The sequence below is a fragment of the Flavobacterium polysaccharolyticum genome, assembly GCF_038739875.1.
Classification (GTDB): Bacteria; Bacteroidota; Bacteroidia; order Flavobacteriales; family Flavobacteriaceae; genus Flavobacterium; species Flavobacterium polysaccharolyticum.
Genome location: NZ_JBCGDP010000012.1, coordinates 96,975 through 111,965, shown reverse-complemented (window position 1 = coordinate 111,965; position 14,991 = coordinate 96,975). Strand labels below are relative to the sequence as shown.

13 protein-coding genes are annotated in these 14,991 nt (G+C 35.2%); 6 read left to right on the top strand and 7 right to left on the bottom strand.

From position 1 onward, the window contains the following. Positions 1–129: 129 nt before the first annotated feature. The 6 genes from WFZ86_RS12970 to WFZ86_RS12945 form a co-directional block, all read right to left on the bottom strand. On the bottom strand, positions 130–1,062 hold the full coding sequence (locus WFZ86_RS12970) for a transglutaminase-like domain-containing protein (RefSeq protein ID WP_342692316.1): 933 nt from the start codon (positions 1,060–1,062) through the stop codon (positions 130–132). Between the two features lie 20 nt (positions 1,063–1,082). Next, positions 1,083–1,934 carry a substrate-binding domain-containing protein gene (locus WFZ86_RS12965; RefSeq protein WP_342692315.1) on the bottom strand — a complete coding sequence of 284 codons (852 nt, stop codon included), beginning with the start codon at positions 1,932–1,934 and terminating at the stop codon, positions 1,083–1,085. Beyond that, positions 1,935–2,471, bottom strand: coding sequence for a GNAT family N-acetyltransferase (locus WFZ86_RS12960; RefSeq protein ID WP_342692314.1), 537 nt, complete (start codon positions 2,469–2,471; stop codon positions 1,935–1,937). Positions 2,472–2,480: 9 nt separating this feature from the next. Further along, entirely contained in the window at positions 2,481–3,347 is an 867-nt protein-coding gene (locus WFZ86_RS12955; RefSeq protein WP_342692313.1) for a nucleoside phosphorylase, read from the bottom strand. 147 nt (positions 3,348–3,494) lie between these two features. Then, positions 3,495–3,824, bottom strand: coding sequence for a translation initiation factor (locus tag WFZ86_RS12950; protein WP_342692312.1), 330 nt, complete (start codon positions 3,822–3,824; stop codon positions 3,495–3,497). An 86-nt stretch (positions 3,825–3,910) separates the two neighbouring features. Next, positions 3,911–4,864, bottom strand: a complete 954-nt coding sequence (locus tag WFZ86_RS12945) for an isopenicillin N synthase family dioxygenase (protein ID WP_298294315.1) — start codon at positions 4,862–4,864, stop codon at positions 3,911–3,913. Positions 4,865–5,036: 172 nt separating this feature from the next. On the opposite strand from WFZ86_RS12945, the gene WFZ86_RS12940 reads away from it, so the two are divergent. Continuing rightward, positions 5,037–7,013 carry an alpha-ketoacid dehydrogenase subunit alpha/beta gene (locus WFZ86_RS12940; protein WP_342692311.1) on the top strand — a complete coding sequence of 659 codons (1,977 nt, stop codon included), beginning with the start codon at positions 5,037–5,039 and terminating at the stop codon, positions 7,011–7,013. Between the two features lie 30 nt (positions 7,014–7,043). Next, on the top strand, positions 7,044–7,265 hold the full coding sequence (locus WFZ86_RS12935; protein WP_342692310.1) for a hypothetical protein: 222 nt from the start codon (positions 7,044–7,046) through the stop codon (positions 7,263–7,265). A 35-nt stretch (positions 7,266–7,300) separates the two neighbouring features. Here the strand turns inward: WFZ86_RS12935 and WFZ86_RS12930 are convergent, their stop codons facing one another. Then, positions 7,301–8,845 carry a hypothetical protein gene (locus WFZ86_RS12930; protein ID WP_342692309.1) on the bottom strand — a complete coding sequence of 515 codons (1,545 nt, stop codon included), beginning with the start codon at positions 8,843–8,845 and terminating at the stop codon, positions 7,301–7,303. Between the two features lie 153 nt (positions 8,846–8,998). Between WFZ86_RS12930 and WFZ86_RS12925 the strand changes: the two genes are divergently transcribed. The 4 genes from WFZ86_RS12925 to ilvB all read left to right on the top strand — a co-directional run bounded on the left by WFZ86_RS12925 (position 8,999) and on the right by ilvB (position 14,987). Continuing rightward, on the top strand, positions 8,999–10,174 hold the full coding sequence (locus WFZ86_RS12925; RefSeq protein WP_342692308.1) for a 2-isopropylmalate synthase: 1,176 nt from the start codon (positions 8,999–9,001) through the stop codon (positions 10,172–10,174). A 26-nt stretch (positions 10,175–10,200) separates the two neighbouring features. Further along, positions 10,201–11,316, top strand: coding sequence for a 3-isopropylmalate dehydrogenase (leuB, locus tag WFZ86_RS12920; RefSeq protein ID WP_342692307.1), 1,116 nt, complete (start codon positions 10,201–10,203; stop codon positions 11,314–11,316). A 253-nt stretch (positions 11,317–11,569) separates the two neighbouring features. Continuing rightward, the gene (ilvD, locus tag WFZ86_RS12915; RefSeq protein ID WP_342692306.1) at positions 11,570–13,243 is read left to right on the top strand and encodes a dihydroxy-acid dehydratase; all 1,674 of its coding nucleotides are present in this window, start codon (positions 11,570–11,572) and stop codon (positions 13,241–13,243) included. 49 nt (positions 13,244–13,292) lie between these two features. After that, complete coding sequence (ilvB, locus tag WFZ86_RS12910; RefSeq protein WP_342692305.1) at positions 13,293–14,987, top strand: biosynthetic-type acetolactate synthase large subunit; 1,695 nt, start codon at positions 13,293–13,295, stop codon at positions 14,985–14,987. The last annotated feature ends 4 nt before the right edge of the window (positions 14,988–14,991 follow it).

The window sequence follows — 14,991 nt, the reverse complement described above, 5'->3', positions numbered from 1 at the left end:
TAGTTTCGACTACCATATTGGTCAACAAAAACAAAATATTTAATGATGGAATTTACGAATATGATTCGATTGGATTTTCATTTCTAGCAGAACTCGGTCGACAATTGCATCAAAAAAGTAAGCAATAATCTAGTTTAAGGTTAACGCTCCTAAAATTTCCTCAAACAAGAAAGGTCCTCCTGGATATTTTGCGGTATAATCCAAATTCATCCATACTTGACCACGTTCATCGATATGGTAATGTAGTTGTTTCTTTGCACTTTCTCTTGGAAATAATTCGTTTTTGATTAAATAATTTACTTTTTCTAAGTCTTCCATTGAGCCAATTAAAATTTCAGGATAAATGTGTCCTTTGGTGTGAATTAATCTTGGAGTGCCGCCTATCGCTCTAACACAAGCCGCCATAAGGATGGAATGATCATCACAATCACCAGAAAAATATAGTAAAGATTCTGTAGCAGTGGCAATATAGTCACCTTCTTTGGGATCGTGAACGTAATTCCAACGGGAATTGATTTCTTTGAAAACCGCAAAACACTGAATAATAGTTCTATAATCGCCATATCCTTTTAGGTTTCTAAAGTGCTTTGTTGTAGCCATAATAGCGAAATTTCGAACTTTTGGATTTTCATATTCAATGGCGCTCAAAATCTTTGATTTATTGGGGAAGGGAAGAAGTTTGGCGATAATGATATCTTGAGGGTATGGACTGTCAGACATAGTGTAGACCATTGAATTGTAATCTTCGACGACACTGTTAAAACCATAATTTCCGAAGATGCTGCCGTAAATAAGAACAAAAAAATAAATGAGAATGGCAATCATCATAAAGGTTCTCATAGCATTCAGGACGAAATGAATCACTATAAAAACTACCAAAAAAATAAGAATGCGGTCTAGACTAAAAGGCCAATTGGGATCAATAACATTATGATGAATAATGATAAAGATAGGAAAGGTGATGACCAAGTTCAAAAAAGATATAATAATAATGTCCCAAGGTTTCTTGACTTGAAGTTGGGTTTTTAGCTTATTTAAATCAATTTTTTTTGGGTCTATCATATCTTAAAAAAGGAGTACGATTATACCACTTTTACTATTTCAGCAAATGTACTTTTTTTATCAATAATTCCGAGTTCCAACAATTGATTTTGGACATTGTTTAACACATTTTCACTTAATTGGTTTTGTGACCATTCGGTTAAAGCCAACCATTTTTCTAGGTCTTCTTCTTTTTGATGAAAGCGTTCTGCGAGTTTTGTTACTATATTGGTTAATTCTCTAAATTTTAAAGTGTTACAATTAATTATCTCAAGTATTTTAGAGATTATTTGAGGTTCTTTTTCTAGAATTTCATCTCGAACGGCAATTACAAAACAAGGCCAAGGTGTTGGGCAATCAGCGATTCTTCTAAAAATTCCTTTGTCAACTAGAGGCTGTGTCATGAATCGTTCCCACATAAAATAATCAGCGGTACCTTCCGTCAAAGCAGTAACAGCTCCGTCAATCGTATTTACAATTTCAAATGACAAGGAATTAGCATCCCAATTTTGATTACCAGCATTGACATAAGCCATTAATTGGGAACCAGAACCTATTCTTGAAATGGCTGCTTTGGTACCTTCTAGTTGCCCCAAGTTCTCGTATTTGGATTGTGCTGCAACATGAATTCCCCAAATCAAAGGAGTTTCTACATAGACTTGAACAATTTTTGAAGGATTGCCTGCCGTAATGTCTTTTACTATTCCCTCAGTTAAAATAATAGCAATATCAGTACTTCCATCGCGAAGCATTTGGCACATTTTACCGGTGCCTTCCGGGACGTCCGTCCATTTCAAGTCGATGGCTGCTTTTTTAAAATCTCCATTTTCTATGGCTAAATGCCAAGGTAAATTAAAATGTTCTGGCACACCAGCTATTCGTATTGTTGTCATTTATTTTTGATTTGGATTAAATAGTTGCCACCATTTCCAATTGATGCCATCTTCAGCCGTATATTCTTCTACAAATTGCATCCCACATTTACTCAGGATATGATTGGAAGCACCATTTTGGGCGTGCGTGTAAGCATTCATTTCTTTAATATTCATTTGATTAAAACCATACTCCAGCCAAAATTTTGTGGCTTCCGTGGCGTAGCCTTTGTTCCAAAAGCGCTCGTCTAAGCGGTATCCGTAATCGTAAAAGTTGGTGTTTCCGTTTTCTATATGGTCATTGATAAACTTAATACCCGTCCAACCAATGAACTGACCATCATCTTTTAAAAAAGTAGCAAAACGGCCAATTTTATTGGCTGCATATTGTTTTTGGAGCGATTCAATCACTGGATATATTTCCGTAATATCTTGAACGGGTTTGTTCCATAAATATTTGTGAACAATAGGATTAGAATCCATAATAAACATGGCTTCGGCATCGTCAAGCGTAAATGGGCGAAGAATCAATCGGTCAGTTTCGAGAAGTAAATCCATTTGTGGTAATTATTGGGCTAGTTTATTGAGCGTATACAAAATAAGTTCGTCTACAGCTTTATAAGGATCTTGGCTAAAAGTTCCGTTCGCGCGGTTGGCAATGATGGCATTCATAGATAAGCAATGATGTCCTAGTAATTTACCGAGTCCATAAATAGCACTTGTTTCCATTTCTAGATTGGTAATGCGATGCCCTTCAAAACTAAAGGAATCCATTTTAGAATTCAATGCTGAATCTTGAATTCCTAAACGCAACACACGTCCTTGTGGACCATAAAAACCACCAGCCGTTGCCGTAATTCCTTTATGAATTTGTTCACTTTCAATTAATTGCTCCAACTCAGTGGAACAACCAATAACATAAGGTGTTCCTTTTTTTAAATCCCAGTGGGTATGTTCGATAAAGGCTTTTTCTAAACGAGTCTCAGAAATCGAATCAATCAAATAGGAGCGAAGCATGTTGTCTAATCCTAGTCCGTATTGGGCCATCACAAAATGATCTACTGGGATATCAGCTTGTAGAGACCCTGAAGTTCCAATTCTGATGATTCGCAATGCTGTTAGGGTGTCTTTTATCTTTCTGGTTTTTAAATCGATATTGACTAAAGCGTCAAGTTCATTGAGAACTATATCAATGTTATCTGGACCAATACCAGTAGAAACCACACTAATTCGCTTGCCTTTAAAGGTTCCTGTTTGCGTTTTGAATTCTCTTTTTTGAACGGTAAACTCAATAGCATCAAAGTGCTTAGTGATTTTTTCTACACGATCTTGATCACCCACAAACAGAATTGTAGTTGCAATTTGTTCTGGCTTTAAGTTAAGATGATACACACTACCATCAGGATTGAGTATTAATTCGGAATCTTTAATCATAACCTATGTTTAAATTGTTTAAGGTTTAATCGTTTAATGTTGTTAAACTGAGTACTAAAGCCTGCATTCTGAGGACTGGAGTACGTGCTTTTGTGTTTTTTATCTGTTAAACTGAACACTAGAAGCTGCATACTGAACACTTACTATTTACCCTCCAACTCTTTTTGTTTTAAAGCCCTTTTCTTTTAAAAGAGCCATAATTTTATCGCGGTAATCTCCTTGAATGATAATTGCTCCTTCTTTAAAAGTACCACCCACACTTAATTTTGTTTTGATTTCTTTGGCTAAAATTTTGAAATCTTCATCGGTTCCTTCGTAGCCTTCTATAATCGTGGTGGCTTTGCCTTTTCTTTTTTCGTATTTGCAAATCATCGGTTCTTTTTGCACGTACAATTCGTGCGCTACTTCCTCGACAGGTTCGTCAGGAAGGGATTGATGATCTGGAAAAAGATGTTTTAATTGGTCTTGTAAATCCATAAAATTAAACTTTAAAAAAATCAAATTCCAAATTCCATGTGGGTAACCTTTGGAATTTGGAATTACTGATAGTATGTTTATCCTTATTATTTTTTGATTAAACCCAAATCCACCAAACGCTCATATAAATAATCGCCAGCAGTGATATCATCAAACAATTTAGGGTGTTGGTCATCGATACAATTTTCCAAGCAATTCAGCTTCATATCGCTAACAGGATGCATGAAAAACGGAATAGAATAACGTGAGGTTCCCCATAATTCTCTTGGTGGATTCACCACTTGATGAATAGTTGATTTCAAACGATTATTGGTATGACGAGATAACATATCACCAACATTAATCATTAATTCATCAGGTTGTGCCATAGCATCAATCCATTCGCCATCGTGATTTTGCACTTGCAACCCTTTTCCTTGAGCACCCATTAGTAAGGTAATCAAATTAATATCTCCGTGAGCTGCTGCACGAACGGCGCCGTCTTTTGGCTCATCTGTTATTGGAGGATAATGAATGGGTCGCAAAATGCTATTACCATCTTTTACATATTGGTCAAAGTAAAATTCGTCCAAACCAATAAACAAGGCTAATGCTCTTAATACATAAACTCCGGTTTTCTCCAACATTTGATAGGCTTCTTTTCCAACTGTATTAAAATTGGCTAATTCTGAAACTTCAACATTGGCAGGATATTCACCAGCGTATTTTGAACCTTCGCTTACATATTGGCCAAAATGCCAAAATTCTTTCAAATCTCCAGCTGAGCGTCCTTTGGCATGTTCTTTTCCAAAAGAAATATAGCCTCTTTGTCCACCAATACCTGGAATTTCATATTTTTCTTTTACTTCGAGAGGAAGTGAAAAAAAGTTACGAACTTCGGTATACAAGTTCTCAACTAATTCGTCATTCAAAAAATGACCTTTTAATGCTACGAAGCCTATTTCTTCGTAAGCGGTTCCGATTTCATTTACAAATTTTTGTTTACGTTTCGGGTCATCCGAAAGGAAATCACGCAAGTCAACACTAGGAATGTTTTGCATATTATTTGAATTTTGATAATTTAGAAGCTTTTTAAAACTTCTAGTTACAAATGTAAAGAATATTTTCAATTCTGACTTTTTAAAAAATCATTTGAAAATCAAAAAATATAACAAAAACAATCAAAACTGTTATATTTTTATATCTTTGAAGCACTCATAAAAATCGAAAACCATGACTTTTGATAGAAAAGAACTTAGCAACGAACAATTAATTAGTCTCTATAAAAAAATACTGCTTCCTAGACTTATTGAGGAAAAAATGTTAATCTTGATACGACAAGGTAAAGTGTCCAAATGGTTTTCAGGCATTGGTCAAGAAGCTATTGCTGTTGGAATAACTGCTGCTTTAGACCAAGATGAGTATATTTTGCCAATGCATAGAAATTTAGGAGTTTTTACAGGAAGAGATATTCCGTTACACCGATTATTTTCTCAATGGCAAGGTAAAGCAAATGGTTTTACAAAAGGTAGAGATCGCAGTTTTCACTTCGGTACCCAAGAATATAAAATTATTGGAATGATTTCGCACTTAGGACCTCAATTGGGAGTGGCAGATGGGATTGCTTTGGCCAATACTTTAAAAAAGAATAATAAAATTACAGCCGTTTTTACTGGTGAAGGGGCTACAAGTGAAGGCGACTTTCACGAAGCTTTAAATATTGCCGCTGTTTGGGATTTACCAGTTCTTTTTGTGATTGAAAATAACGGTTATGGACTTTCAACGCCAACAAATGAACAATACCGTTGTGAAAATCTAGCCGATAAAGGAAAAGGTTACGGAATGGAAAGCCATATTGTGGATGGCAATAATATTTTGGAAGTTTTTACTTTGATTTCAGAATTAAAAGCTTCAATGATTGAGCGTCCACGTCCTATTTTGCTAGAGTTTAAAACCTTTAGAATGCGAGGCCACGAAGAAGCAAGCGGTACTAAATATGTTCCTCAAGAGTTGATGGATGTATGGGCAGTGAAAGACCCTGTTGCGAATTACAAAGACTTTTTACTTCAAAATGGCATTCTTACAGAAGCAGAAGATGCTGAAATCAAAGCAAAAATAAAACAGGAAATCGATACCGATTGGGCTTTGGCGAATGCCGAACCGGAAATTGAAGCAAGTTTCGACGAAGAGTTAAATGATGTTTATAAACCCTACGTTGCAGAAATTGTTGAACCATCAGGAGCTACTGAAAATATTCGCTTCATAGATGCCATTAGTCAAGGATTAAGACAATCTATGCAGCGGTATGAAAACTCAGTTATCATGGGGCAAGATATTGCTGAATATGGTGGTGCTTTTAAGATAACCGATGGTTTTGTGGCTGAATTTGGAAAGGAACGCGTTCGTAATACCCCGATTTGCGAAAGTGCAGTTGTCTCTGCGGCTATGGGATTATCTATTAATGGATACAAAGCCATTATGGAAATGCAATTTGCAGATTTTGTGTCTACAGGTTTTAATCCAATAGTGAATCTTTTGGCTAAATCGCATTATCGTTGGTTAGAAAAAGCTGATGTAGTGGTCCGAATGCCTTGTGGTGGAGGTACTCAAGCGGGACCTTTTCATTCTCAAACCAATGAAGCTTGGTTTACTAAAACACCGGGATTAAAAGTAGTGTATCCTGCTTTTCCTTATGATGCCAAAGGATTATTAAACGAATCCATTAATGACTCTAATCCGGTTTTATTTTTCGAACATAAATTATTATACCGATCTATTTATCAAGAGGTTCCAAAGGAGTATTACACGCTTCCTTTAGGTAAGGCAGCTCTTTTGAAAGAAGGGGAACAAATCACCATTATTGCTTTTGGAGCTACTGTTCATTGGGCATTAGAAACCTTAGCTAAAAATCCACAGCTTAGTGCTGATGTGATTGATTTAAGAACCTTACAGCCGTTGGATACCGAAACCATTTTTGCTTCTGTAAAGAAAACAGGAAAGGCAATTATTGTTCAAGAAGACAGTCTTTTCGGAGGAATTGCGAGTGATTTGTCCGCATTGATTATGGAAAATTGTTTTGAATATTTGGATGCGCCAGTAAAACGAGTAGCCAGTTTGGATTCGCCAATCCCTTTTACTAAGGCGTTGGAAGACCAATATTTACCTAAAGGCAGATTTGAAAAAGAATTGCTGGATTTAATAGCATATTAATTTATTTTTGTATCCCAAAAATAATAGATTATGAAACCTCTCAAAGAAAAACTTTTAATTCAGGATGCTACAATTCATAAAGTACAGTACGATACAGAGTGGTTTTTCAATTTGGAGGATATGGCTTTTTACCTAAAAGAAGACCTTTCGGAGGTGGAATATATTTATTTACCGATGATGATAGAAGGTGAGCAAGAAATTGTTAAATGCTGTACGTTTGAAGATATTCTGAGGGGTAGAAAAGAACTATAAATAAAAAGGAGGTTAATCACTACCTCCTTTTTTGTCTATCTATTATTTATTTTGGCTTTTTCTTTAATGATATCGCTAATTTTTCTGTTTTCAATTTTGCTTTCAAGCCAAGAAATGATATCCAAGTATAAAAAAGCTCTTTTTTCATAGGTATTCTTGTCGAGCTCTACGAATCGCTCTTTCATTTTTATAAACTCTTTTTTAATGTCACTTGGATAAATCGAGTTTAGGTTTTTCATAAAACGAATAATTTCTTTTTGTACTTCATGTAAATCATTCATTTTTATCAAAAATTTATAGGTGTTTTTGATTTGGTTTTCGATGTAAAAATCTTTGCCTAGTTCATAATGAGCAATTAAACATAAAAGTCTAGAAAAACACATCAAATCCTCACGCATCGATAAGTTTTTGTTGTTGATTATTTTTTCAAGATAATTAATGCATTCCGCATATTTTTCGTTTCCGAAATAGATTGAAGCTATCTTGTAATAAAACAACATCTCATGATGCTCATCCAGATGGTCGCTATGAATTTTTAGTTTGTTCAAAATCTCAGGAATCAAATATTCACTTTCTACAAAGGAGCCTTCTAGAATGTGATAATTGAGTTTGTTATTATACAAATACAAAAAGGACAAGCAGGCAATGTTATCATTAATAGGAAAACGAGGATCTTTGATTGTTTCTTCGAGTAAAACCAAGTATTTTTTGAACTTTGATTTGTACTTCAGCATGTATAATGACTCCAAAAGATAATTATTGCCTTTTAAGAAAAAAACAGGATTCAAATAAATCATATTGGGATTGTCATAAAACAAGGTTACCCATTTAAAGGCATATTTATAACTGGCCAAAAAGTCCTGAACTAAGAAACTACGCCACAAATTGGCATTATAAAACCAATATTTTTCTCTGAAACCAAATTTACCTTCGTCTAATTTGGAAATATGTTTTTTGAAATAATCATCAATGTATTTGTACTCGACATCACTTTTTACATAACCAGTTTTTAGCATCGTTCCGTATAGCTGCAAGGAAAGATTGGATAGTTTACTCGAAATGGTATTACGATAATTCAATTCTTTGGCCTGTACCACTAATTCGTCTGCACGTCCTTGAATACTTCGCGTGATGTATTGTGACTCGATTAGTTTTTCAAATTCAACAATTTCAAAAGCCATATACTTTTCATCATTCTCAATAGCTAAGGCTTTAGTTTTATCTAAAATTTTTAGACTTTGTTTGTACAATCCTTTGTTGTACAATATCACCGCGAAATCAATTTGTTCACGCAATTGATATCTAATATTTTGACTAGGAATGTTTAATCGAATGCTAACAAGGATTTGTTTGTACAAATACGATTTCAAATTGGATAATTGCACTTTTTTAATCAATCCATTCTTTAAAATCATTTTTTCATCATAGACTTCTGATTTGTCCAAAATATTGAAAAGCTCGATGAATTTAGTATTTGAACTAGTTTCTAATCGGCTGGCAAAAATCTTAAATTGACGTTTTTCAGACTTAGAAAGGGACTTGATTAATACAAATAAAAAATCTTTTTGATGGTTAGCCATTGTAAAATAATGTATCTTAAAATATTTAAAATCAATTAATTAAAAACAATTAACTGCTTTTATAAAGAGTATATTTGAATATATTGGTTTTTGTACTTGTCTAACGAAATCTATTTTTGTTTAGAGATGTGAAATTACATTAAATAAATTAAAATGAATAGAGAGAAAGTTCAAATTTTTGACACCACACTAAGAGATGGAGAGCAAGTTCCTGGATGCAAGCTAGATACCAAACAAAAGTTAGTGATTGCAAATCGTTTAGACGAAATGGGAGTTGATATAATAGAAGCAGGTTTTCCGGTTTCTAGTCCAGGTGATTTTTTATCTGTTTCTGAAATTAGCAAAATTGTAAAAAATGCTACGGTTTGTGGTTTAACCAGAGCCGTAAAGAACGATATAGATGTTGCTGCTGATGCATTAAAATATGCTAAAAAACCTAGAATTCATACAGGAATTGGTACATCAGATTCGCATGTAATGCACAAATTGAATACAACTAGGGAAGATGTAATAGAAAGAGCAAAAGCGGCTGTTGCTCATGCAAAATCATATGTGGAAGATGTAGAGTTTTATGCTGAAGATGCTGGTCGTACCGATAATGAATTTTTGGCGCGAGTCTGTGAGGAAGTCATTAAATCGGGTGCAACAGTTTTAAACATACCTGACACAACAGGTTATTGTTTACCGGAAGAATACGGTGCCAAAATAAAATATTTGAAAGAAAACGTAAAAGGTATTGAAAACGTAATTCTTTCTTGTCATTGTCATAACGATTTAGGAATGGCTACAGCTAATTCTATCGCAGGAGCTATAAACGGAGCCAGACAAATAGAATGTACTATAAACGGTATTGGAGAACGCGCTGGAAACACGGCACTCGAGGAAGTGGTCATGGTTTTTAAGCAACATCCGTATTTGAATTTGTATACCAATATCAATACACGACAATTGAATGAAATGAGTCGTTTGGTTTCTGAAAGTATGGGAATGATTGTACAACCCAATAAAGCGATAGTTGGTGCAAATGCTTTTGCTCACAGTTCAGGAATTCACCAAGATGGAGTTATTAAAAACAGAGCGACCTATGAAATTATGGATCCTTTAGACGTTGGCGTCAATGAGTCTTCTATCATTTTAACCGCTAGAAGTGGTCGTGCAGCCTTGGCATACCGAGCAAAAAAAGTGGGTTATGAACTAACCAAAGTGCAATTGGATATTGTCTATCAAGAATTTTTAAAGTTTGCTGACATTAAAAAAGAAGTGGTTGATACCGATATTCATCAAATTATAGCTGCTTGTAAAATAGAAAGCGAGTTAGCCAGAAACTAAACCAAGACTATTAAGACCAAAAGATTATGAATTTAAAGATAGCAGTACTTTCAGGAGATGGAATAGGTCCAGAGGTAACAATGCAAGCTAAAAAAGCGTTGAACGCTATTGGTGTGGTTTACAATCACGAATTTGTTTTTGAAGACGCTTATATTGGTGCAATAGCCATCGAAAAAACAGGAAAACCTCTTCCTGATCAAACCTTAAATTTGTGTAGAAACACAGATTGTATCTTATTTGGAGCTATTGGAGATCCTATTTACGACAATAACCCTACTGCAAAAGTTCGTCCTGAACAAGGATTACTAAAGTTAAGAAAAGAATTAGGCTTGTATGCCAATATTCGCCCAATAAAAGCTTATCCTCATTTAATGAGTTCTTCACCCATAAAAAAAGAAGTTTTGGATGGAACTGATTTTGTAGTGTATAGAGAATTGAATGGAGGCTTGTATTTTGGTAAAAAAACAACCAACGAAACCGAAACGTATGCTTCGGATTTATGTGAATATAATGAATCCGAAATTGCAAAAATTACACATTTAGCTTTCAAAGCTGCTCAAGCTAGACGTAAGAAAGTGACATTAGTGGACAAAGCCAATGTATTAGAAACCTCTCGTCTTTGGAGAAGAGTAGTAACGGAGATTGCTACAGATTATCCTGAAGTTGAATTGAATTTCTTGTATGTAGACAATGCTGCAATGCAAATCATTCTGAATCCAAGACAGTTTGATGTTTTACTGACCGACAATTTGTTTGGTGATATTCTATCAGATGAAGCAAGCGTTATCTCAGGTTCAATCGGATTAATGGCATCTGCTTCTATTGGAGATTATCATTCTTTATTTGAGCCTATTCACGGTTGTTATACTGAAGCTAAAGATAAAAATATTGCTAATCCAATCGCATCTATTTTGTCGGTAGCAATGTTATTGGAACATTTTGGATTGTTTGAAGAAGCAAAAAAAGTAATCGCTGCGGTAGAAACTGCCATAAGCAATCAAGTCGTCACAGTTGATTTAAAGGTAGATTCTCGATTTGGAACAAATGAAGTCGGGGATTTTATCGCGAATCACATTATGGATGCAGAAGATTTGTACTTCAAAAAAGATTTTGTACAAATTGGTCGATCAACTATAGTATAGTTTTTTGACAAAACATTAAAAATAGAGGATTCATTGTTTTTTATTCAAACTTTTAGTAGATTTGGACTTTAATTATAAAAAACAATGCAAAAACATAACAGTACTATTACCTCTATTATTAATGTCATCGTAATTATTACGCAGGCAAGAGGAATGGTATGATAATATGTTATGAACATATTTAGAGAAACCTTCCAAGAATCTGGAAGGTTTTTTTTTTACACAAATTTTAAAAAAAATAGATATACATAAAATGGAATTAAATAAATACAGTAAAACAATTACACAAGACGAAACACAACCAGCAGCACAAGCGATGTTGTACGGAATTGGATTAACTGAAGAAGATTTAAAAAAGGCACAAGTAGGAATTGTGAGTATGGGCTACGAGGGAAATACTTGTAACATGCACTTAAATGATTTAGCAAAACAAGTCAAACAAGGCGTTTGGGATGCCGATTTAGTAGGTTTGATTTTTAATACGATTGGAGTTAGTGACGGAATTTCTAACGGTACTGATGGTATGCGCTATTCATTGGTTTCCAGAGATGTAATTGCTGATTCTATTGAGACCGTTATGGGGGCTCAATGGTATGATTCTATGATTGCTATTCCAGGATGTGATAAAAATATGCCAGGTGCTTTAATTGCTATGGGAAGAGTAAATAGACCTTCAATTATGGTTTATGGAGGATCAATTCATTCAGGAGAATGGAAAGGTGAGAAGCTTAATATCGTTTCAGCTTTTGAAGCTTTGGGTAAAAAATTGCAAAAAACAATTTCTGAAGAAGATTTTAAAGGGGTAATTCAAAATTCTTGTCCTGGACCAGGTGCTTGCGGTGGAATGTATACTGCCAATACTATGGCTTCGGCAATTGAAGCATTAGGAATGAGTTTACCATACAGCTCATCTAATCCAGCTTTAAGTGAACAAAAAAGAAATGAATGTTTGGATGCTGGTAAATACATCCGATTGTTGCTTGAAAAAGACATTAAGCCAAGGGATATTATGACTCGAAAAGCGTTTGAAAATGCGATTACGATTGTAGCTGTTCTTGGAGGATCTACAAATGCGGTTATGCATCTAATCGCAATGGCACACGCAGTTGATATTGAAATCACTTTGAAAGATTTTCAAAATATTAGTGATAAAACACCTATGCTAGGAGATTTGAAACCAAGTGGTAAATACATGATGGAGAATCTTCATTATGCAGGAGGAGTTCCAGCAGTTTTAAAATATTTATTGAAAAACGGCTTGATTCACGGTGATTGTATGACAGTAACTGGTAAAACAGTAGCCGAGAATTTGGCTAATATTCCAGATTTGAGCGATGGACAAGATGTAATACATGAAATACAAAAGGCATTAAAACCTACAGGAAATATTCAAATTTTATACGGAAATCTTGCTGAAGAAGGTTGTGTAGCCAAAATTAGTGGTAAAGAAGGTGAATATTTTGAAGGTACTGCCGTAGTTTTTGAAAGTGAATTTGAAGTAATTCCTGGAATAGAAGCTGGAAAAGTAAAACCAGGTAACGTAGTAGTGATTAGATACTGTGGTCCAAAAGGTGGTCCTGGTATGCCCGAAATGCTGAAACCAACTTCTGCCATAATGGGAGCAGGCTTAGGAAATTCGGTAGCCTTAATTACTGATGGTAGATTCTCTGGTGGTTCTCATGGTTTTGTGGTAGGTCACATCACTCCAGAAGCTTATGATGGGGGTGGAATTGCATTAATCGAAGAAGGGGACGTAATTAGTATTGACGCCGTCAAGAACACAATCAACCTTAAAATATCCGATGAAGAATTTGCTAGAAGAAAAGCTAATTGGGTACAACCACCACTAAAAGCTACAAAAGGGGTATTGCTTAAATATGCCAGATCGGTCTCTAGTGCTTCAACAGGATGTGTAACCGATAAATAACTAGATGATATAAAAATGAAAGCAATTTCATTTTAAAATAAGAATACCAATGGTAACAAATAAAATTTCAGGCGCTGAAGCTATCATCAGATGCCTTTTAGAAGAAGGTGTAGACATCGTTTATGGATATCCAGGTGGAGCCATAATGCCTGTATACGATGAATTATATAAATTTCAAGATCAGTTGCATCACGTTCTAGTTCGGCACGAACAAGGAGCGACGCATGCTGCACAAGGATATGCAAGAGCTACAGGGAAAGTTGGAGTAGCCATCGCTACTTCAGGACCAGGAGCTACTAATTTAGTCACTGGAATTGCCGATGCTCAAATCGATTCGACTCCAATGGTTTGTATTACAGGTCAGGTTGGGAAACATTTATTGGGTTCTGATGCTTTCCAAGAAACAGATATTATAGGAATTTCAACTCCTGTAACCAAATGGAATTATCAAGTTACAGAAGCTTCGGAAATTCCTGAAATCATCGCTAAAGCTTTTTACATCGCTCGTTCAGGACGTCCAGGGCCAGTTTTGGTGGATATTACCAAAAACGCTCAGTTTGACGAACTTGATTTTAGTTATACCAAATGTAAAGGAGTTCGTAGTTACTTTCCAAAGCCTGTTTTAGATCACCAAAAAGTAGCCGAAGCGGCTGCATTGATTAATGGTGCTAAAAAGCCTTATGTCGTTTTTGGTCAGGGTGTAATCTTGGGGCAAGCCGAGGAATTATTAAAAGCGGTAATTGAAAAAACGGGAATACCAGCAGCTTGGACGATTTTAGGTCTTTCTGCTTTACCATCAGATCATCCTTTAAACGTTGGGATGCTTGGAATGCACGGTAATTATGGACCGAATATTTTAACCAATGAATGCGATGTTTTGATTGCCATTGGTATGCGCTTCGATGATCGTGTAACGGGCAATTTAGCTACATATGCTAAACAAGCCAAAGTAATTCACTTTGAAATAGATCCAGCTGAAGTAGATAAGAATGTGAAAACTGATGTAGCTGTTTTGGGTGATGTAAAAGAATCATTGGCAGCTCTTTTACCTTTGGTAGAAGCTAAATCACATGAAGCTTGGCATAACGAATTCAAAGAAAAATATAAAATTGAATTGGAAAGCGTTATCAATGACGAGTTAAAGCCGAAGGGCGAAGGAATCTCAATGGGGGAGACAATCGAAATGATCAATAAGCATTCGAAAGGAGATGCTATAATGGTTTCTGATGTTGGACAACACCAAATGTTTACTTGTCGCTATTCAAAATTCAATAAAACAAAAAGTAATATTACTTCTGGTGGATTAGGAACTATGGGATTTGCATTGCCTGCTGCTATAGGTGCTAAAATGGGACAACCAGATCGTGAGGTAGTCGCTATTATTGGGGATGGTGGATTTCAAATGACGATTCAGGAATTAGGTACTATTTTTCAAACTAGAGTTCCTGTAAAAATTGTAGTGCTTAATAACGAATTTTTAGGAATGGTAAGACAATGGCAGCAATTGTTTTTTGACAAACGCTACGCGTCTACCGAGATGATAAATCCCAATTTTATTGCTATTGCCGAAGGCTATTATATAAAAGCCAAAAAAGTAAACAAAAGAGAGGATTTAGATGCTGCTGTTGCGGAAATGTTAGCTTCAAAAGAAGCGTATTTCTTGGAAGTAATGGTAGAAAAAGAAAATAATGTATTTCCAATGATTCCAACAGGAGCCTCAGTTTCTGATATCAGATTAAGTTAAAAGT

Bases quoted from the DNA above. Each gene is read 5' to 3' on its own strand.
- WFZ86_RS12970 (WP_342692316.1), bottom strand. From the start codon at position 1,062: ATGATAGACCCAAAAAAAATTGATTTAAATAAGCTAAAAACCCAACTT.
- WFZ86_RS12965 (WP_342692315.1), bottom strand. From the start codon at position 1,934: ATGACAACAATACGAATAGCTGGTGTGCCAGAACATTTTAATTTACCT.
- WFZ86_RS12960 (WP_342692314.1), bottom strand. From the start codon at position 2,471: ATGGATTTACTTCTCGAAACTGACCGATTGATTCTTCGCCCATTTACG.
- WFZ86_RS12955 (WP_342692313.1), bottom strand. From the start codon at position 3,347: ATGATTAAAGATTCCGAATTAATACTCAATCCTGATGGTAGTGTGTAT.
- WFZ86_RS12950 (WP_342692312.1), bottom strand. From the start codon at position 3,824: ATGGATTTACAAGACCAATTAAAACATCTTTTTCCAGATCATCAATCC.
- WFZ86_RS12945 (WP_298294315.1), bottom strand. From the start codon at position 4,864: ATGCAAAACATTCCTAGTGTTGACTTGCGTGATTTCCTTTCGGATGAC.
- WFZ86_RS12940 (WP_342692311.1), top strand. From the start codon at position 5,037: ATGACTTTTGATAGAAAAGAACTTAGCAACGAACAATTAATTAGTCTC.
- WFZ86_RS12935 (WP_342692310.1), top strand. From the start codon at position 7,044: ATGAAACCTCTCAAAGAAAAACTTTTAATTCAGGATGCTACAATTCAT.
- WFZ86_RS12930 (WP_342692309.1), bottom strand. From the start codon at position 8,845: ATGGCTAACCATCAAAAAGATTTTTTATTTGTATTAATCAAGTCCCTT.
- WFZ86_RS12925 (WP_342692308.1), top strand. From the start codon at position 8,999: ATGAATAGAGAGAAAGTTCAAATTTTTGACACCACACTAAGAGATGGA.
- leuB (WP_342692307.1), top strand. From the start codon at position 10,201: ATGAATTTAAAGATAGCAGTACTTTCAGGAGATGGAATAGGTCCAGAG.
- ilvD (WP_342692306.1), top strand. From the start codon at position 11,570: ATGGAATTAAATAAATACAGTAAAACAATTACACAAGACGAAACACAA.
- ilvB (WP_342692305.1), top strand. From the start codon at position 13,293: ATGGTAACAAATAAAATTTCAGGCGCTGAAGCTATCATCAGATGCCTT.